At 33.7% G+C, this 19,636-nt stretch carries 17 protein-coding genes; 8 read left to right on the top strand and 9 right to left on the bottom strand.

Annotated elements, in window-relative coordinates:
• Both NZ853_04585 and NZ853_04580 read right to left on the bottom strand, forming a co-directional pair.
• Positions 1-496 (bottom strand): indole-3-glycerol phosphate synthase TrpC (locus NZ853_04585; protein MCS7204952.1); only part of this gene is annotated, 496 nt, incomplete at its 3' end.
• On the bottom strand, positions 497-832 hold the full coding sequence (locus NZ853_04580; protein MCS7204951.1) for an STAS domain-containing protein: 336 nt from the start codon (positions 830-832) through the stop codon (positions 497-499).
• A gap of 177 nt (positions 833-1,009) precedes the next feature.
• Between NZ853_04580 and NZ853_04575 the strand changes: the two genes are divergently transcribed.
• Both NZ853_04575 and NZ853_04570 read left to right on the top strand, forming a co-directional pair.
• Positions 1,010-3,037, top strand: coding sequence for an LruC domain-containing protein (locus NZ853_04575; protein ID MCS7204950.1), 2,028 nt, complete (start codon positions 1,010-1,012; stop codon positions 3,035-3,037).
• Positions 3,038-3,111: 74 nt separating this feature from the next.
• Positions 3,112-4,935 (top strand): hypothetical protein, encoded by a 1,824-nt coding sequence (locus NZ853_04570; protein ID MCS7204949.1) that lies wholly within the window; start codon positions 3,112-3,114, stop codon positions 4,933-4,935.
• Between the two features lie 69 nt (positions 4,936-5,004).
• Here NZ853_04570 and NZ853_04565 read toward each other — a convergent pair whose 3' ends face one another.
• Positions 5,005-6,006 carry a hypothetical protein gene (locus tag NZ853_04565; GenBank protein ID MCS7204948.1) on the bottom strand — a complete coding sequence of 334 codons (1,002 nt, stop codon included), beginning with the start codon at positions 6,004-6,006 and terminating at the stop codon, positions 5,005-5,007.
• A 241-nt stretch (positions 6,007-6,247) separates the two neighbouring features.
• On the opposite strand from NZ853_04565, the gene NZ853_04560 reads away from it, so the two are divergent.
• From NZ853_04560 to NZ853_04550, 3 genes are all read left to right on the top strand, one after another.
• Positions 6,248-7,069, top strand: a complete 822-nt coding sequence (locus NZ853_04560) for a hypothetical protein (protein MCS7204947.1) — start codon at positions 6,248-6,250, stop codon at positions 7,067-7,069.
• Positions 7,070-7,175: 106 nt separating this feature from the next.
• Entirely contained in the window at positions 7,176-8,420 is a 1,245-nt protein-coding gene (locus tag NZ853_04555; GenBank protein ID MCS7204946.1) for a hypothetical protein, read from the top strand.
• A 100-nt stretch (positions 8,421-8,520) separates the two neighbouring features.
• A complete protein-coding gene (locus tag NZ853_04550; protein ID MCS7204945.1) occupies positions 8,521-9,261 on the top strand; it encodes a hypothetical protein in 741 nt (246 codons plus the stop codon).
• Here NZ853_04550 and NZ853_04545 read toward each other — a convergent pair.
• Positions 9,258-10,652, bottom strand: coding sequence for a GH1 family beta-glucosidase (locus NZ853_04545; protein MCS7204944.1), 1,395 nt, complete (start codon positions 10,650-10,652; stop codon positions 9,258-9,260). The two genes, NZ853_04550 and NZ853_04545, sit on opposite strands and share 4 nt — an antisense overlap.
• Positions 10,653-10,923: 271 nt before the next feature.
• Positions 10,924-11,148, bottom strand: a complete 225-nt coding sequence (locus tag NZ853_04540; GenBank protein ID MCS7204943.1) for a hypothetical protein — start codon at positions 11,146-11,148, stop codon at positions 10,924-10,926.
• Between the two features lie 106 nt (positions 11,149-11,254).
• On the opposite strand from NZ853_04540, the gene NZ853_04535 reads away from it, so the two are divergent.
• The 3 genes from NZ853_04535 to NZ853_04525 are packed head-to-tail and all read left to right on the top strand — an operon-like array spanning position 11,255 to position 14,941.
• Positions 11,255-12,292 (top strand): RluA family pseudouridine synthase, encoded by a 1,038-nt coding sequence (locus NZ853_04535; GenBank protein MCS7204942.1) that lies wholly within the window; start codon positions 11,255-11,257, stop codon positions 12,290-12,292.
• Between the two features lie 43 nt (positions 12,293-12,335).
• Positions 12,336-14,243, top strand: coding sequence for an excinuclease ABC subunit UvrC (gene uvrC, locus NZ853_04530; GenBank protein ID MCS7204941.1), 1,908 nt, complete (start codon positions 12,336-12,338; stop codon positions 14,241-14,243).
• Between the two features lie 5 nt (positions 14,244-14,248).
• A complete protein-coding gene (locus NZ853_04525) occupies positions 14,249-14,941 on the top strand; it encodes a diphthine--ammonia ligase (GenBank protein MCS7204940.1) in 693 nt (230 codons plus the stop codon).
• A 10-nt stretch (positions 14,942-14,951) separates the two neighbouring features.
• Here NZ853_04525 and NZ853_04520 read toward each other — a convergent pair whose 3' ends face one another.
• From NZ853_04520 to NZ853_04505, 4 genes are read right to left on the bottom strand one after another with little or no spacing between them, the layout of a single operon-like run.
• Positions 14,952-16,409: an MBOAT family protein gene (locus tag NZ853_04520; GenBank protein MCS7204939.1), complete on the bottom strand. Its 1,458-nt coding sequence runs from the start codon at positions 16,407-16,409 to the stop codon at positions 14,952-14,954.
• 1 nt (position 16,410) lies between these two features.
• The gene (locus NZ853_04515) at positions 16,411-17,673 is read right to left on the bottom strand and encodes a lipase (GenBank protein MCS7204938.1); all 1,263 of its coding nucleotides are present in this window, start codon (positions 17,671-17,673) and stop codon (positions 16,411-16,413) included.
• Positions 17,674-17,675: 2 nt separating this feature from the next.
• Positions 17,676-18,683 carry a polyprenyl synthetase family protein gene (locus NZ853_04510; protein MCS7204937.1) on the bottom strand — a complete coding sequence of 336 codons (1,008 nt, stop codon included), beginning with the start codon at positions 18,681-18,683 and terminating at the stop codon, positions 17,676-17,678.
• Complete coding sequence (locus NZ853_04505; GenBank protein ID MCS7204936.1) at positions 18,658-19,584, bottom strand: transglutaminase-like domain-containing protein; 927 nt, start codon at positions 19,582-19,584, stop codon at positions 18,658-18,660. The genes NZ853_04510 and NZ853_04505 overlap by 26 nt, the downstream gene beginning before the upstream one ends.
• Between the last annotated feature and the right edge of the window lie 52 nt (positions 19,585-19,636).

Below are 19,636 nucleotides of genomic sequence, written 5' to 3'. Positions count from 1 at the left end.
GAACCTCCACTAAACAATCAAGCCCTAGCTCTGTTGCATAATGAAATAATTCTTGGAGTTGTTGCTTTGACAAAATCCGAACAATTAACAAAATGGCATCGGCACCATTGATTTTAGACTCAAGGATTTGTTCTTTTGATAGAAGAAAATCTTTTCTCAACACTGGTAAATACACTGAACTTCGAACTCTCTGCAAATCTTCAATTGAACCTAAAAAAAACTCTTGATCTGTTAAGACCGAAATTGCTGTCGCGCCAAGACTTTCGTAGAATTTTGCGATCTTAGCTGGTTGATAATCTTGACGAATAACTCCCATAGAAGGGCTTGCTTTTTTCACCTCTGCAATCACGAAGGGCTTTCTTTTTTTTAGGTAAGAATAAAATCGATGAGAAGGGGAATTACGAACGTAAATAGGATTTTCCCGTTCAAAGTTATATCTTTGTTTTAAAAGTTGGATTTCTTCTTGTTTTTTTCGTAAAATCTTTTCTAAAAGCATTTAGTTCAAGCCTTTCAATGCTTCATCCTCATTTTCGTAAATTTCAAATAAACTTGTAAGTTCAATCACATCAAAAATACGTTTTACAGAAGGGCGTATATTACACAACCTAAGATTTCCATTTAGAGTTTTTAATTTTCTCAGTAAAGAAATACTAACACGAAACCCTGAAGAACTCATATATTCCACGTTTTCTAAATTCATGATAATATTTCGAACACCTTCTTCATCAATGATTTTACTTACGTTTTCCTCTAACTCTGTGGATTTGGTAACATCCAATCGACCCTCAGGATAAACAATCACTGTGTTACCAACTTTTTTTCTTTTTAACAATTTCCCACCTCGCAAGAAACAAAAATGATGATATAAAAAATGAATTATGAAAAACTTGTCAATTTTTTTTATAAATTTTTTAGATCACAAAGAAATAAAAAAACTAGAGAATGATTTTTTGAACAGAGTCCTCACAAAATAAAAAAAATTACGTATTGAATAGGTGAGGAGGTTAATATGAACAACAAAATGATTACAATCAGTATCATTTTCGCCACAACGCTACTGCTATCAGCTTGTGGTTCGAAAAAAAATCCCCTATTCCTTTTACCAATCAGTTCGGAACAGATATCAGAAGAAAAAAAAGGAGACATCCCTCTTAATATAACATACAACAATCAGACTCAAGATAACAATCAAACAGCAAACACAATAGGAAACCAAAACAATTCTCAAAATACCCAAAACAGTACAAACGGTGGAAATAGTAACAACCAGAGCTCTGGTTCCAACAACCAAGGCGGTTCCACTGCTAGCAACCAAGGTTCTGGCTCTAACAATCAAGACGGCTCCACCGCCAACAACCAAGGCTCCGGCTCTGACAACCAAGACGGCTCCACCGCCAACAACCAAGGCTCCGGCTCTGACAACCAAGACGACTCCACTGCTAACAACCAAGGCTCTGGTTCTGACAATCAAGACGACTCCACTGCTAACAACCAAGGTTCCGGCTCTGACAACCAAGACGACTCCACTGCCAACAACCAAGGCTCCGGCTCTGACAACCAAGATGGACAAAATAATCAACCGCTTGAAGGGAATGCGAACGTAAACAACACCTATGGAAATGGAAACTTTAACTTTAATACATCTATCACAATACCTATTAATATAAACATTTCAGATCCCTCAGGACCTGTTGAAGGAGCTCTCGTGAATGTTGTTGACCCATCTAGATCCGATACTATCTTATATCAAGGCGTTTCCAATGAAGATGGTAATGTAGTTGGAGAAGTTACAATTCCTTCTAATACCGAAGAGATTGTAATTAACATATATATAGGAAACTACCAAGCTGATCCTATCACAATTGACGTTCAAAATGAAAATAACCAATTCCTACAAGAAATTGTTGTTGAAGTTTCGTTTAACCAAAATGTAGAAAACTTGATTGCTAGTGTCACAGACTCTGATGGTGATGGCGTAATGGACTCCCATGATGCTTATCCTGAAGATCCATCGAGAAGTGCACGTATTGTCGTCCCTAATACTGGTGTTTCGATTGTTGCTTTTGAGGATCTATATCCAGTTCCTGGTGATGCTGACTCTAATGACATTGTCCTTGCCGTAGTAAACGAAGAAGATCTTAACGCAGAAGGAAAGGTTGTCCGAATTCGAGGTAAATATATTTTCTTAGCTAACCATGCAGGTTATGATTTAAGCGTATTTATCAACCTTCCTGGAAGTGGAAATTTCAAAGCAAAAGTATCCAAAATCCTTGTTGACAACGAACTCAATCTCCAACAGAAAGAAGAACGAAACAATGTTGATATTCATCTGTCAAATTTCCAACGAGTCCCTATCTTCATCAAACATGCTGGATACTTTAACAACAAAAATTACAATCGAAGAGGAGAAGCTTTTTACTCTCATCACGAAATGGGAAATATTATCTTGAACAGTAACGAATATCCAGCAGGATACTTACGAAATCAGGGTATATCGGCTGGAGTTATTAACTCTCTCGGCGGTAAACCTGTAACCAGAACCCACTTTATGTCCGAAGTAGAATTTATACTTGATCAACCGATTGCAAAAACGGATCTTCCATCTGCTCCTTATGACTTATTTATCTATGTCCACAATACAGGTCATACTGTCCACTTCCCTGGATTTTATTTTGATAATAACGGAAGAGATAGATACATTTACCACAATCCAGGACATGCTCGACACAAATTCCCATGGGTTTTCGTAGTTCCTGAACCTTGGAACTGGCCTAACAATGCTAATTACATCGGACAATCCTATCCAAAATTTACTCAGTGGTATCAAAACGATGGTAGAATCTATGAAGACTGGTATCGTAGAGATCGAGACCAAAACCGCATCTTCCCATACTTTAATTTACCAAGCCCAATTGCAGGTTTCTTACTCCAAGTCTATCATTCTCAAAATCTCTTCGTTTGGGCTTCCTTAGCCATTTTGATAACCGGTATTGTTGCTTTCTTGTTCCTCAAAGGTAGAAACTACCAAATTAATTAGCTACCTTCCACCGAGGCTTCTGCCTCGGTTTTTTCATTACGAAAAGACTTGCTACTCTTTATCATTCATAAGAAATGCCAGTGATGTTTTTAGGAATTCTAAGTTTGGGTATTTTACTTACGTTAACATATTTTTTTTTAGTTCAGCTCCATCACGAATTTTTCTACTGTCCAAATAAAGAATTTCTCTTGTGGGATGCGAATATCCGCTTTATTCAAGCAATTGATTTTTTACAATTAATCAAAAAAGAATCTATACTTGACGGATTAAAGCTTTTGATTGACTCCCCTACATGGCCACCACTGAGAACCATTCTGAGTATTCTTTCCATCACCTGGTATGGAAAACCCAACCCTATAGTGGATATCTATTGGAATGTATTTTTTTTTGTTCTAAGCATTATCACATTAACCTCAGGGACATTTTTCTTCTTTCGAAAAGAATTACAAAAAGATGTTTATCATGCAGTTTTAATTAATCTTTCGATTTTTCTTTCGATTTCATTTTTATTTTTGTTAAAGCAAATTCCCGAATACATCTTCAGCTCCATGTTAGAAATTCAAGGAATATTTGCTTACAGTGGGTTCTTGTTTTTTTATCTTGCATTGTATCGAAGCAATTACCAAGTTTGGTTGAAAAATCTTTATTTTCGTATCTTCTTTTTTTTGTCTGGATTTTTGGTTTACTTTACGAAATATCCTTATGGAGTTTTGGTCATTTTGTCTTTTCTTTTTGTTGAGTTTCTTTTGGCACCGAAAAACATCATACAAGAACTAAAAAAGATTTTATCTTACTACCGAGGATATCGCTTTGTATTTTTGATTTTGCCTTTCTTCAGTGTGATTTTAATTTTGATTAATCCCTACATTCGTTTTGAAATCATTTCTCATAAGTTTCTAAAAAACTTTATGTTTTTTTCTCTATTGTTATTTCTGATAGAATTCCATATTTTTCTATTCAGAAAAAAAGTTCGATTTTTTTCTGAAAGGATACGTTTTTTTTATAAGTTTTTCTTATTCCCTTTTTTGGTGGTTGTATTCACTCATCCTGATCGTTTTCATTCCCTATTAGGAGCTCAATCTGATACTATTGACCGAAGTAGGAGCTTTTTTATCAGTTTATTTTATGATTATTTTTTGAATTCTTCGGGATTTTCTTTAATGATTTTCTTATCGATTGTTTTGTTATTCGTTTTTATTTTTCGTGCCCAACGTTCCATTGAAAACTTTTCGATCATCTTTGAAAAAAAACCCGTTTTGGTGGGAATTGTCTTCTTGTGGTTTCATCTTGCTATTTTAGAACTTTTGACTACGAATCACCAAGCAAGATATATATTCCAAATCCTTCCTGGCATGATTCTTCTACACGGATTAAGTTTTCTTATAACCCCTAAACGATGGAAAGTTTTTGTAATAATAATCTTGAGTGCAATACTCCTACAAAACTTACATTTGTTTTACCAAGAAAACTTCGTAAACAAAAGAGAAGTATGTTTTGCAGGAAAGCAAACCGAAATTTTTGAACCTGCAAAGAAAATCTATCAATTTGTTCCAGAAGATATTCAAGGCTTGATTTTTAATGAATTTCATCTTTATCGAAAATTTGGTATTGAGCTCGAGAATCCCTATCTTTTCATCCCAACTGACATTGACGTTTGGATTCGCTACAAAGTTTACGATAAGGGTTTTGTTTTGAACTACAATCACCATCAAAAAATTCTAAATCAACAAAAAGATTGGATTTATATCACTCATGATTGTCAAAACAATCTTTTTGAATCTCCTTTTTGGAACCTTTCGAAAAGAATCAAAATTCATTCATATGAGTTAGTCGATATCCAAAAAATCAACCAACAAATCTGCTATAAACGCTATGTAGTGGATTTTGACGTGAAATAAGACTTTTTCGTATGTGATTTAAACTCAAGTCATTTTAACAAATAACCCTTAAAATCAAGATCCCTAACTTTACCTCAACAAAAGCACAAATTCTTCCCAAAATAAAACCAAGAGGGGAAAAACCAAAAATAAAAAAAACAAAGTTGTAAGGACAAAGATAGAAGAAGAAAGATCCCGATTCAAAGAAAAAAGAGAAGAAGTGATGATAGAATACACTGCTGAGGGCATAAATGACATCATAACAATGATCTGTTTATCTAATGAAGAAAGAAATGAAGATGGAATGAAATTCAAAATTCCAAGAACCAAAACCGGAAGAAGCAAAAACTTTATAAATCCCACCCAAAGAAATTCTTTAAAATAAAGAAACATTTTTCGAACCACTAAAACCCACCCCAAATGAAAATAATACAAAACAATAGAAACATAAACAATGAACTTCATAAAAAAATCCAAAATATCAACTTTGGGGATAGGAATTTGCATAAGAAACAGAGCCAATCCAACAAACAATCCATAAATGGGATAGTTTCGGTAATCTTTAAAATCAAAAAGATGAGAAATAAATATATTTACAAAGTTTTCGTAATTTTGTGCAGTTTTTTCTTTTTGAATGTGAATCCATGGAAAAAGAAAACCATATAGATAAAAATAAAAATAGCTTATGAAAATCAAGGATTTACTTAACCCTTCTTCTCCTAAGAAAAAATAACTCATGACTCCTCCCATGGTATAACCATGATTTGCTAAAGAAGAAATAACAACTAATGTAAGAAAATTTCTTTTTGAATATTTACGAAAAAAAAGCATTCCCAAAAAAAATCCAATCACGACCAAAATCAAACCTGAGAAAGGAAGAAAAAAAGTATTGATTGAAAAATGCAGTTTCCATATAAACCAGACCACAATCAAGGGTTCTAAAAAAATCAAATTGAATTTAAGAATCCCTTTTGATATCCTATCAAGATTTACAGTCTGCATTTGCAAAGAGATAACTCTTTTCAACAAATACCCAATCCCTAAAGGAAGTAGCAAAAGAAATTGCATAGAAATTATGTCTTTTATGTTCATAAATGGGGTTTTCGAAGTTAGTTTGTGATTCGATTTTTTTGCTTACGAAGAAAAACTAAAAACTTTTTTGAATTAGAATAAGTCTAATACTTTAGAAACTTTAATCTGAATTTTTTTCAATTAAAACAAAAAATAGCAATTGACAAACCAATCATTTTTGTTTTGCTCGTTATAAGATTGAACATAGAAGTATTAAAAAAATGAAATTCAACTTTGCTTACAAATCCAAGGAGTAGTGTTGATGAGGTTTATCAAACGTTTAGCAATTATACTAATGTTTTTTATAAATGTCCAGCTGTTTTCTCAAGAATCAATCATCTTTGTTCATGGAAGAGGTGGGCAATGTGGTAATGATTACACCCAAGATGCAGGCAACTACTGGGGGAATGCCAAAAATATCAATACTTCACTTCCAAGATTTTTTGTCCATTATGATGGTTATTCAGACCCAAGAACATGGGGAAATTGCAGAGCTCAATCAAAATTATACCAAGTATTAGAAGATCGTTGTTTGAGATCTCGTGGACAATCTTGCGTTATCATTTGTCATAGTGCAGGTTGTTATGCAACAGAATATTTCATTGCCACAAGGGATGTTTCACGTTATAATATTAGATTTGTTTTTAATTCAAGTAGTGCTGCAGGAGGTTCAGAATTAGCTAATTTAGCTTTTTGGAATTCAGGAAACATGGATGATGCTTTAAAAACAGGGAATGCAAGAGGATCTTATAATCATAACGATATGAAAGGGATCCCCTTCTACATGTTGGCAGGATTTAAAGGTTGGTGGTATACTGCTGCGATACTTCCTGGAGAAGATGATGGTGCTGTTTCTTTCCACTCTACATGTGCTATGAATACAACAGGTTCTTTTTCGAATTGTAATTCGGGAACAAGGTATAGTATGCATTTCATATGGACAGGTAGAAGTACTGTAAGTAGTTGGAATAATAACAGAAATGGTTATGATCGGCAACATAGTGGTGATGGAAGTGATGCCATCAACACTGCAACCAGACAAGAATGGGATGCTTGTAGAAATCTTAACTTAGGATGCAGATAAAGTCATAATTTTGTCGTGTGACAAAATTATCCTCCCTTTTACCCGGTAGAAAATCAATACCGGGCTTTTTTTCGTTTTTGACCTAAGCAACTTGCATAAATAAAGTATGAAAAAGCTTTTTTTGATTCTAGCTTTAGTTTTCATCTTATTAGTGATAGTTGTTTTATTAATTATTTATTTTCCAACCGAAGAAGAGAAGGATCTAGGTATCAGAAAAAGACTACCTTCTGAGTTGCTTCAAAACCAACCACAGTTCTTTACCCCAGAGCAATTGGAAGATCTTCTTAAAGAAAGAGGGATGGATGATGAAGTTTTAGAAGAAATCAGAAGGCAATTTTATCAATATCCTGATTTTTCTCGACCCTTAGATAAAAGAATGATAGATTTGATAAATTTTTGGTATGTGGAAGCACAACCACTACCAATCATTCTAAACCCGAACTTAAGAGACGAAAAAAAAATTAGCGATTACATAAAAAAATTACAAAATGAAGGGAAAACCGAGAGTGAAATTCAAAAGCTCATAGAAGAAGAATTTAAAAGCTATCCTACATATATCTTTCAAACTAACAAACATACTTTAACAAAAGGTGATGTCTTAGTTGCAACTTTAAAAATCTTTGACTCCAAGGGGAATTTACTTCCTTATGATGTCATCGAAGCTGGGATATTTGCTGACCCTTACTTAAAAAGAATTCGTTTAGGAACTCCTGAGTATAACGATTCTGGTATTGAACCTGACGAAAAAAAGGACGATGTTTACACCTTTAGTTGGAAGATACCATCAGAAGATAAAAAATACTGGGGAAACTTAACTTTAAAAGTAAAAGTCTATCTACAAGAATACCAAAATCAATTTGAAATTTCAGAAACATTTTTCTCAAGTCCATGGGTAGTTGCAGAGTTTTTAGATCAATTTGAAGAAGAAATCAAAGATGGGCATTTATATATATCTGCATTTCTCAAAGTTAACAAAGAATGTGAATATCACATACAAGCAAATCTATTTTCTGTCGAATTTGATGAACCCACCCATTGGGTAACCTACAAAAATATTTTGTCGCCTGGTATTCATAAAATTACTTTTCAATTTTGGGGAAAGATTTTCCATGATAAAGAAGTTGAGGGACACTTTTTGCTAAAAGACCTGAGAGGATATTGCGAAAACTTACCTTTTCCACCTAGTTGGTTTTTAGATCCCACAAAAAAAGATTTTATCGTAAATGCACCTCCCAAAGATGAACCTCTGTTTTTCTATATACCATACACAAATATAAACTACAAAACCAAAAGATATTACAGACTTTCTGAATTTTCAAATGAAGATTGGCTTTCTTCTCAAAAAAAGTAAAATAAGCTTATTTATAGTTCTTTTTCTTCTTACTCATTGCCAGATGATTTTTTATCAGAAAAACCAAATAGATAGAATACTTAGTTATGTTCAAGACTCGATGTATTTAGAGATTTCACTTCACTGGAAAGAAAGGCTTACTCATCCTCTATCAGGAACAACGAAAAAAAAAGATTATCAAACAAAAGTAAAGCTAGTTAAATTTCGAAATCTTACTGACCCCATTGAAATCAGAAACGTTACTTTTGATTTTTGGGTTATCCCAGAGTCTATCTATGCCATGAATGTCCAACCCCTGACATTACTTTTTCTTTATGGCAAAGATGATTTTTTTGCTCAAAACCCAAGCATGGGATTATTTATTGAAAATAAAAAAGAATTCTACCAATTTGAAGACATAGAGCGAATCCTCGACGATGTGAAGTTCTTTTATCCATCCCCAGAGAAAAACTGGATCATTGCATCCAAAAACCATCAAACGTATATCTTGAATTATCAAAAAGAAAATCAATATGTGGAGGTTTTTAAGGTTCTTGATTTGGAACTTATAGATCGCTACTCCATTACTTGGGACTCAAAGGTAATGGATAAATTCTTTTTTCGAACTCAGGATGAAATCTATGAATATCAAATCTCAAATGAAAAGCTACAAAAAGCAAAACTCTTCCCTGAGTGTTTCTACCCACCAACTTCGTTTGGTACCAACTTTGATGATTCTGGGAACTTTCGAGAATTTGATCGTGAAAATCAACGTTATGTAATTCGTGATTATCCAAAAAAAAACTTTTATCAAAAACAATACACCCATCAAGTCAATGCGGTTCGATACCAATGTTTTTAGACATCTTTTCCTAAAAGAAAATCACGAAACCAATATCCTGAATCTTTTACATATCTTTTTTGAGTTTTATAATCAACATAGACCAAACCAAAGCGAGGGCGATAACCCTCTGCCCATTCAAAATTATCCATAAAGCTCCAAATAAAATATCCTTCCACTGGCACACCTTCTTTCTTTGCTCTCAATACTTGTTCTAAATAACTCCTGATATAATCGATTCTTTGAGTATCCTGAATTCGAATCTCACCATTATGGTTCTCAAGTTTATCTGGGAATGCGGCTCCATTTTCAGTAATATAAATTTTTTTTACATTTTCGTATTGAGAAAATTTTTTCAATATATGATAAATACCTTCTGGGTAAACTTCCCATCCCATATCCGTGATCTGGTTTGTTATCTTTTTTGCTTCTATCAATTCTCCCCACATCATTGGGACAAAAAGAGAAGCTCTTACCTTTAAACGAGTATAATTTTGGATACCGATAAAATCAGGAATAAACTTCATTCTTTTTTCGTCATCGGGCAAATAATACTTTTGTAGTTCTTTCAAAAAAGGAAGATCCCTCTCAGGAAAACCAAGACCCAATAAGACCTCTATGAATAATCGGTTTATTAAAGCATCATATCGTTGTGTTGCTTTTTTATCCCATTCTGAGAATATTCCATCTTTACTAAATGGTTCTAAATACATGGTAAAAAAAGTAGTTCCTACTTCTGAATTGGGTGAGTTTGATTTTGCTATTTTTCCACCATCACCCTGGGCTAAAGCTACATGATATACTGCTGGGAAAAAATTTGAAATCCCTTTTTTTCCTGGTGCATGAATCCCCAATAGATATCCCAAGATTGTAAACGCTGAAGGTTCATTCAAGATAAACCATCTTGGAACTTTATCTTTATATTCTTTCGTGACAAAGTCAACATAATCCAAAAAGTGAAGATAAGTATCTCGATTCGTCCAACCACCTTTATCCTCTAAGGCTTGTGGTAGATCCCAATGGTATAAAGTGACATTAGGAACAATCTCTCTTTCCAAACACGCATCTATGAGACGATGATAAAAATCTACTCCTTTGGGATTGACATTTTTTTTCGTGCCATCTGGAAAAATCCTAGTCCATGCAATTGAAAAACGATAGTTCGGAATACGTAATTCTTTCATCAAATCCAAATCTTCTTTGTATCGATGGTAATGATCACAAGCAATGTCTCCATTTTGATTTTGATAAATGCGTGGTTTCCACCCCAGAAAAGAAAACAAAGAATGAGTGTGGGTAAATCGATCCCAAATGGATTCTCCTTTACCGTCTTCGTTCCATGCACCCTCAATCTGATAAGAAGCTGTTGCAACACCCCACAAGAAATTTTCTCCAAATTCCCATCGATTCATGGCATAAAGATTTAAAACTTGACTATAGAGTCAATTGGTTCTTTGAGTTATGGTTATGATTTTAATTGGAAAAAGACCGTTTTGTTTGAAAAAATGTGATTTTTCTTTGGATAATGATGATTCAGAACTCTCTAATGTATGTTAAATGTATGTTAGAAGAACTTAAAAAAAGTTATTCTATTAATTATCATTTGGAATTCGATTTTGTAGCAATTGATTTGGATTTGTGTTAAATTACCTATGAGCTAAAAAAATAGCCCAAGAGTTTGGGCTATTTTGCTTCTTCTGCATCTGCTAAGTTGACTAAAGAACTTGCCCAGCGGAAGTATTTGTTTTTGCCTAAATCCTTGATGGTTTTGATTTTTAAGGCTTTTTTGAGGAGCTCAGCTTGTTCTTCGGTTATTCCTTGCAATGCATTTACGGGGAGATCGAGAATTTGATTGATTGTAAGATTTTTTGCTTCGTATTCTTTATCTAATGCTTTTTTAAGATTCATTTTCACCTCCTTAATAAAGTTATCGATTCTCTAAAGTAAAAAAATTAAACGAATCTTTGGTATAAAGTAATTGATATAATCAATAACTCAGATGAGTTATCATCACATGTTAGTAAAAAAAGAAATCATAGTATCAGAGGAAGTTGAAAACAAACGTTTGGATCTTTTCTTAGCAGAAACCTTTAAGCACATTCCTCGTAATCAATGGCAGAATCGAATCAAGCAAGGGATTGTTTTGGTGAATAACCGAAAAGTAAAAAACTCTTACCAAATAAAAAAGAACGATGTCATATCTTTTTTTTATTCTATCAGACCAGAACCTCAAAGGTCCATCACGATACGAGTATTATATGAAGACAGAGATTTACTGATTTTGGATAAACCACCGGATGTTCCTGTTCATCCCTCAGGAAATTATCGCACGTTTACATTACATACACACATAAAAGAAAAACTCAAGTATGATTACTGTCATCCCATCAATCGATTGGATCGAGAGACATCAGGAATTATCTTATTTGGAAAGAATCCCTACATAATCAAAGCAATGCAATCACTATTTGAACAAAACCAAATCTTAAAGATTTACCATGTTTTGATTTTTGGAAATTACCATCACTCATCTATGATTGATGGTTATATTGGAAAAGACTTTTTGAGCCCTATCCACATTAAACATCGATTTATCCCTTTAGCAGATATTGAGCAAATGATCCAATCCTATAAAAACGATTACACACCAAATACAGAAAGTTTTTCTTTTTTTGTTGGAGATCAAACGTATGTTTATAAATACGCAAAAACAGAATTTCATTTGATAAAAACAAAAAAGATTTCGCATTCTTTGTTTACTGAAATCAGTTTGGTGAAAGTTGTGCTTCATACGGGAAGAACCCACCAAATCCGTGCCACTCTTTCTTCTCTTGGGTATCCCATTGTCGGTGATAAAATCTACGGACCATCAGAAGAAATATTCTTAAAATTTCTAAATAACCAATTTTCAGAAAAAGAACAAAAGCTCATAATGTTAACAAGGACGGGATTACATTGCAGTGAAATTAGATTTATCCATCCAGTAAACCAAAAACAAATCAAAATCACATCCGAGCTACCGGAGGATTTTCGTCAGGTTTTGGAAAACTAAATTCATTCGACAAAACGAAAGTTCTTTATAAATTTTTTATCAAATGGAAAAGTCAAAAGAAAACTTCATCCTACAAGAACAACCACAACCTTACGAGGTTTCTATTTCTTCAGAAGAAAGGATTTTATTTCTCAAACAAAAAATTGAGCTCGCACCAGAAGCTCCTGGTTGCTATCTTTGGAAGGATCAACATAATAAAGTTCTTTACGTGGGAAAATCTGTTTCTTTGAAAAATCGTCTGAAAAGTTATCTTCGCCCTGATGATTATAAACACTTTTTACTAATTCATAAAGCTTATGATGTGGAGTGGATTATCACAAACAATGAAAATGAAGCCTTGATTTTAGAAGATTCTTTGATCAAACAATATCTGCCGCCCTTTAATGTGCGACTCAAAGATGATAAACGTTACCCCTATTTATGTATTTCTTTAAACGAAGACTATCCAAGAATTTTTATTACCCGTAAGTACAGAAAGGATGGAAATCGATACTTTGGTCCTTATACGGATTCCAAGTTTGCAAGGCAACTTTTGGATTTGATACACAAAACATTTCCTATTAGAAAAGTGAATCAAGAACTTCCTCTAAAAACTCCCAAACGTCCTTGTATGAATTATTTTATAAAACGGTGTTTGGCACCCTGTCAAGGGAACATTCCGAAAGAAGAATACCAAAAAGTTGTTGATGAAATCATTCTTTTTCTTGAGGGAAGAAAAGAACTCTTAGAAGAAGTTATCATCAAAAGAATGAACGAATATAGTAGCAAAATGGAATATGAAAAAGCAGCAATCTATCGTGATATTCTTATCAGACTCAAACAATTCCAAGACAAACAATCAAACATAAAAGTTCGTGATCCCGATCAAGATGTAATTGCCATTGCCATCAATCAAGAATACCACAAAGCCAATGCCGTAGTGTTGGAATTTCGTAATGCGAAATTGGTATCCAGAAAGTCTTTTTCTTTGTATGTGCCCAAGGATGTTCCATTGAATACCTATGAACCTGAGATGTTAGCAGGATTTTTAAGGGAATATTACTTACATTTTGTTCAGAAAGATCAATTCCCTGCTACAATCATCATACCTTTGAGAGTAGAAGGATTAAAGGAACTTCAATCTTATCTAAAAGAGAAATTTCAATACCCCATCAAAATCATTGTTCAAAAACAATCGAGGGTGATACAATTAGCGAAAAGAAATGCAGAACTTCTTTTAAAAGAAAAAATTTTGGGGGTCAAAAACAAACAAAAGAAAGAAGCCCTAAAGGAACTACAACAAATCCTGAAACTTCCTAAGTTGCCTGAAATCATTGAATGTTATGATATTTCCCATTTTGCTGGGAATGAGATAGTAGCTTCGGGAGTTCGTTTTATCCAAGGTCAGCCTCATCCCAAAGGATATCGACATTATTTGATCAAAAGTGTCCAAGACATCCATGATCCTGAAAGCATCAAGGAAGTGATTTTTCGCCGAATCCGAAGACTCAAAGAAGAAAACCAAGAATTTCCTGATTTGATAGTTGTGGATGGAGGATTAGCTCAAGTGAACTTTGCTTTAAAAGCGTTAGAAGAACATCAAGTTTTTATCCCTGTGATTGGGCTTGCCAAAAAGCAAGAAGAAATTTATTTACCCCATCAAGCTGAACCTTTGAGAATTGATCCTAATAGTTTAGGAATGTTGCTTCTTCGAGAAATGCGAGATGAAGCCCATCGCTTTGCCAACACTCACCAAAGTAAAAGAATGCGAAAACGGATGTTTCAACATGTATTAGATACCATCCCCAAAATCGGAGAAGAGAGAAAAAAGAAAATCCTAAAATACTTAGAAAACTCAAGTTTAGAAGAAATCCAAATGGAAGATTTACTCAAAATTAAAGGTATTGGAAAACAATTAGCCCAAATGATTTATAAAAAAGTTCAAGAACAGAAAAAAGAAAATCAAATATAAACTTCATGAAAAGACTCAAAGCCTTTTTGAATTGGAGTTCAGGGAAAGACTCCGCAAGAGCTCTGTGGGAAATTCGTAAACAAAAAGAACTTCATGTAGATTACTTAATTACCACCATATCTGACAAATACCAAAGGGTGAGTTTACACGGAATACGAAAAGAATTGCTAATTCAACAATTCCAATCGATTGGCATTCCTTACCAAATTCTTGAGATCCCAGACTTACCCACCAATGAAGAATACGAAAAGATCATGGAGTTTCATCTTAACAATCTCAAAATGCAAGGTTTTGATTATGCCATTTTTGGGGACATCTTTTTAGAAGAGGTTCGCTCTTATCGAGAAAGACAACTATCTCGTTATGAAATCAAGGCTATATTTCCCTTGTGGGGAAGAGATACAAAAGTTTTGATTCAAGAATTCATTGAATTAGGCTTTAGGGCTATTGTAGTTTCCGTCAATGCGGAGATCTTAGGAAAGGAACTCTTGGCACAAGAAATCAATTCGTATTTTCTGAAACAGCTTCCCAAAAATGTGGATCCTTGTGGTGAAAAAGGAGAATACCATACATTCTGTTTTGATGGTCCCATCTTTCAGTTTCCTATTCCGTTCGAAATAAAAGAACATGTTCTAAAAACTTATGAATATCAAAATCAAAAGGCATCTTATTGGTTTTGCGAGCTCTTACCCAAATGAAGGTAAAACCTCAAAACTGGAAGTACACGAAAGGCTGACTTACAGATACACTATAAATAATAAATGACGTCATCAGAATCAAACCAGCAAAAAAATACAATCGAGTCTCTTTTAGCCAATGATGAACAAAGTAAGATTGAGAATGTTTTTCGAAAAGAATTTCCATCCCGAATAAAATCCCAATCATAACGAAGATATGCCAAGAGGGGATGAGGATTTCCCCAGGAGAATAAACAAAAGCCCGAAGGGTCATATACCATCCCACATCAATCGCACTTAAAGGAAGATTATTTTCAGGAAAAACCAAAGGTTTTGCACGAAAAAAGAAAAACGTAAAAGAAAATACCCAAAATGTATAGAAAATGCCTAAGATTTTTGAAATCATTTTGGGAAGGTTGATTTTACCAAAGAAAGGAAAAGACAAAATCCATTTTTCGAAAAGTAATAAGAAGCCATGAATACTTCCCCACAACAGATAATGCCAACCTACGCCATGCCAAACCCCACTAATGATCATGGTTATGAATAAGTTCGCATAGGTTCTAAATGAAGAAACCTTGCTTCCCCCCAAAGGAATGTAGATATAATCCCTAAGCCAGCTGGAAAAAGAAATGTGCCATCTTCTCCAAAACTCACTCATTGTAGTAGAAAAAAAAGGACGTCGAAAATTCTCAGGTAAAGAAAACCCCATGATCCTTGCGGTGCCAATGGCAATATCAGAATATCCCGAAAAGTCCCCATAAATTTGGATCGAAAATAAAAACACGGCAATCCATAAGCTCAAGGTATGAAATTCCCAAGGTGAAGCAAACACTCGATCCACATAAGGAGAGATGGGATCAGCAATAAGGGTCTTTTTCATATATCCCAAGCAGAGTTGAAATAAACCCAAACGAAAGTTTTCGTAAGAGAAAGATTTTCTTTCGTAAAACTGAGCGATGAGTTCTTTGGTTCTTAGGATTGGACCTGCCACTAGCTGAGGGAAAAAACTCAAATACAAACCAAAATAAAAGATATTTTTTGGTTTTTCCGCAACTCCTCGATAGACATCCACTAAAGCAGAAATGGCTTGCAAGGTAAAAAACGAAATCCCCATGGGAAGTAAAATATTCGGTGGTTGGATATAATCTTTATCACATGGCTCAAATCCTAAAAGAAAATTCAAAAAATCATAGACTTGCACACTATATTTAAAAACCAAAAGTAAAAGCAAATTCCCCACAATCCCTAAAACTAAAAAAAAACGTTTCAGGTGTATCTGATTTTGAAACCTCAAGATTAGTTTCAGAGAAAGATATGAAACTATGATGGAATAAAAAAGCAAAAACAAATAAAGAAACTGAAAGACCGCGTAAAAATACAAACTCACAAAAAAAAGCCAAAGCATTTGCCATCTTTGAGGTAGAACAAAAAAAACAAAAACTACAATCGGAAAAAAAACAAAATAATGAAGAGAATTAAACAGCATATCATTGAATCAAAAATTTGAGTTTTTTTTCTAAAACATTCGCTAACCATTCATTCCCTAATTGGGTCAAATGTCCATCTTCGGGTATAAAGTAATCTTTAAAACCCCACTTCCCCTCTTGACACATAGAAGGAGTATCCGCCATAAGATCCCAAATTTCGATTTGATGTTTTTGAAAAAAACGAATAACTTGTAAAGCATATAATCGTAAGAAATGATATCGATTGATGGAATGACAATAAAGTTCTTCGATTTGAACAGGCAAAATCACAACCACAAAGCGGATTTGGTTTTTTTTCGTTAGTTCTAACATGTCTAGGTAAACTCTTTGGGTGAAATTAGGGAGCTCGGGAATTACCTTGGGTGGTTCTGTGCATTCTTTTAAAATTTCTTCGGGGATTTCTTCAGGACATTTTTTTGGCTGGCTAAAGATCCTTTTTTCTTGTGGAATGTACGTTTTCCCTATGGTTTCAAAAAGAGTGTTTGTTGGTTGTGGACACGAAACAGCTTGAGACTCTAAAAGAAAACTTTGCTTGATGGTGGTGAGTAGATTTTGATTTTTCCATCGGTTCAAAGTAGCTACAAAAGTATCTTTCCAAAGATGAAATCGAAGGAGGAGTTGCTTAATGGTTATTTTCGCAACTGTGAGGGTATAAACATAATCAGAAAGGACAAACTGCCAAGTATCTATCAAACGTTTTGTTGGCTGAAGTAAACGAGCCTCTTCGGTTTGATCATCAGGAAAGAAACCTTTTTCTAATAAGGATGGTGGCATGGTAAAATCATTAGGGGAGACAAAAAATAAAACTGTGTTAACATTCGAAACTTGGCTCAGAATTTCTTTTAATCTTTGGTAAGCTCCCCAAGAACCAAGACCATCAATCCCACCATTTAAGAACTGAATTCCATGATCAAAAAATTTTTCATCTAATAGAGCACAAAAGGTTTCATGATCACTTACTCCATAGCCCATTACTAGGCTATCCCCTAAACAGATGACTTTTCTTTTTTGTGGGTCAGGTTCTTTTGTTCCCCTCATGCCGAAGGAATTAATGCTAAATTGTCCTTCCCATTTTCCCGAAAAATGTCGAATATACACACTTGTATTGGGTTGAAGCCCAATAAAATAATCAGGATGAAACCGATGTATTTGATTCATTTTTAAAAAATAATCTAAAGATGGTATGTGATAAAGCCTGAGGAAAATCTCAAACAGCAACCAAAACAAAAAAAGAGAAACAAAAAAAGAAACTTCTTTTTTCATTTTTATTCAATTGACACAGAAAGCTGCCTTAAGGTTGAAATCAATTCTTCTTTTTCGTTGGGATTTTTGGTTTGATGTTCTTTGATAAAATTTATGATTTCATCAAGCTTTTGATCTATTTCGTTTTTGATTCTTTGAGAGATTTGATATTTTTTCATTAGTTCCAACATGTGTGCTAAGTTTTGTTTTCGAAATTCATCACTTCCCCAAAAATCAAAAAAGTTTCTTTCGCTTTTGTTCATATAACTTCTCAAAACTAATATGGGATAGGTGATAATCCCTCTTTCGTAATCCAAATAAAGTCTCTTTCCTAATTGATTTTCGTTTGAAAAGTAATCCAAGTAATCATCGCGGATTTGAAATAGTCTTCCCATTTTTAAACCAATTTCACGGTATTTTTTGGTTTGTTCTGGGGGATAATCCATGAGAATTGCTGATGCTTCCACCATGGCAGAAAATAAATCAGCAGTTTTCCCTTCGATGATTTTTTCATAAATAGAAAAATCCATTTGGGGGTTTTTTTCGTATTCCATTTGTAGGATTTCTGCTACTGCTAAGTTCCTAATGACTCTCGTAAAAACCGGAAGGAGCTGTAACTTGTGGGGTAAAGTAATCAAATGATCTATCCCACAGGCAAGAAGATAATCTCCTCCCAGAATCGCTTTTTTGTTTCCATGTGTAGCATTCAGAGTAGGTTTTCCTCTTCTTTGGTCGGAGTTGTCAATCACATCATCGTGAAGTAAAGAAGCTGCATGGATGAGTTCTCCAATTGCTGCAACATCAATCCATTCTTTTCCTTCATAGTTCAAAAGTTTGGAGAAGTAGTAATGAGAAAATGGACGAATTCTCTTTCCTCCAGAAAAAACCACAAAGCGCTTAACGACTTTAAAAAAATGCAAATCTTCTTTAATGATATGATATAACTTCCTATCTACTTGTTGTATGATTTTTTTTCTTTTAACCTTCTTTACGATTTTGCTGAGATCAAAGTTTATAATTTTTTTCTTCAACTTGGATTATTGGATTCAGGATTTTTAAGACATCTTCTATTGTCTTGCTTTTTTTGGTTTGATTTTCGTTTTGATAGTAATTCCACAAATTCCTTAGCATTCTTTGGATGATAACTACGGGGGTCGCAGGATAAAAAATTCTTGGATCAACGGTCATTCCATTTTTTATCAAAAACTGACAACACTCATCATAAGTGATCATATTGCCAAAATTAAAAGGATCAAAATAAGTAAAGAACTTTTCTGAAGAGAATGCCAATAAGAAATGTCCTGGCATATTGATCCCATAGATGGTAAAATCAAGTTTTTGATTCATTTTGCTTTCGAGTAGTTTTTTCAGTATTTCGTAAAAGATGATAGTCAAAACTGCCAAGCTAACGGGGATCCCTTTTTTGGTTTCTAAGACTTTCGTTAGATAACTGTTATTAGGGTTGTAATAATCTTCTGAGTTGCCATGAAAGCCTTTAATATAATACAAAAACTCAACAATTTTTTGAAATTTGACTTCGGGGTTTTGAAATGAAAAATCAGGGTAGAGTTTTAAAAACTCATGAACCAATGAAAAAAAACTTTTTTTATAGTCATTAAAGTTGATATAAAAAGAATCAGAAAACCTTGATACCAAAAAGGAACCCTTCAATAAATCCTTGGGACTTGCAGAAAAAATATGAAAGTCATATATTAACTTTTCATAATCCAAAGTTTCAGCTTCATATACCCTCAAATAAAAGCGAATATCTGTATCACGTATATTTTCAATATAAAATAATGGATGAACTCCAAAAGGGATTTTTTCCACAATCTTCTTCAGAAGATTTTTTCTTATTGTTATGTCATGATGATCAAAATAAAGATAAAGTAATTTGATTATGTCTGATTCCGATTTTTCTTTTATGTCCATACTTGATTATAAATTAATTATAAAACCACCATCCAGTCAATTTCTAAAAAAT

The organism is Leptospiraceae bacterium (assembly GCA_025059995.1).
Classification (GTDB): Bacteria; Spirochaetota; Leptospiria; order Leptospirales; family Leptonemataceae; genus SKYB61.
Note: the sequence above shows the minus strand (reverse complement) of the source record. Positions and strands in the feature narration are given on the sequence as shown.

What these genes read in the sequence shown, in the direction of transcription:
- NZ853_04575 (MCS7204950.1), top strand. Translation starts at nt 1,010, where the DNA reads ATGAACAACAAAATGATTACAATCAGTATCATTTTCGCCACAACGCTA.
- NZ853_04570 (MCS7204949.1), top strand. Translation starts at nt 3,112, where the DNA reads ATGCCAGTGATGTTTTTAGGAATTCTAAGTTTGGGTATTTTACTTACG.
- NZ853_04565 (MCS7204948.1), bottom strand. Translation starts at nt 6,006, where the DNA reads ATGAACATAAAAGACATAATTTCTATGCAATTTCTTTTGCTACTTCCT.
- NZ853_04560 (MCS7204947.1), top strand. Translation starts at nt 6,248, where the DNA reads ATGAGGTTTATCAAACGTTTAGCAATTATACTAATGTTTTTTATAAAT.
- NZ853_04555 (MCS7204946.1), top strand. Translation starts at nt 7,176, where the DNA reads ATGAAAAAGCTTTTTTTGATTCTAGCTTTAGTTTTCATCTTATTAGTG.
- NZ853_04550 (MCS7204945.1), top strand. Translation starts at nt 8,521, where the DNA reads ATGTATTTAGAGATTTCACTTCACTGGAAAGAAAGGCTTACTCATCCT.
- NZ853_04545 (MCS7204944.1), bottom strand. Translation starts at nt 10,652, where the DNA reads ATGAATCGATGGGAATTTGGAGAAAATTTCTTGTGGGGTGTTGCAACA.
- NZ853_04540 (MCS7204943.1), bottom strand. Translation starts at nt 11,148, where the DNA reads ATGAATCTTAAAAAAGCATTAGATAAAGAATACGAAGCAAAAAATCTT.
- NZ853_04535 (MCS7204942.1), top strand. Translation starts at nt 11,255, where the DNA reads ATGTTAGTAAAAAAAGAAATCATAGTATCAGAGGAAGTTGAAAACAAA.
- uvrC (MCS7204941.1), top strand. Translation starts at nt 12,336, where the DNA reads ATGGAAAAGTCAAAAGAAAACTTCATCCTACAAGAACAACCACAACCT.
- NZ853_04525 (MCS7204940.1), top strand. Translation starts at nt 14,249, where the DNA reads ATGAAAAGACTCAAAGCCTTTTTGAATTGGAGTTCAGGGAAAGACTCC.
- NZ853_04520 (MCS7204939.1), bottom strand. Translation starts at nt 16,409, where the DNA reads ATGCTGTTTAATTCTCTTCATTATTTTGTTTTTTTTCCGATTGTAGTT.
- NZ853_04515 (MCS7204938.1), bottom strand. Translation starts at nt 17,673, where the DNA reads ATGAAAAAAGAAGTTTCTTTTTTTGTTTCTCTTTTTTTGTTTTGGTTG.
- NZ853_04505 (MCS7204936.1), bottom strand. Translation starts at nt 19,584, where the DNA reads ATGGACATAAAAGAAAAATCGGAATCAGACATAATCAAATTACTTTAT.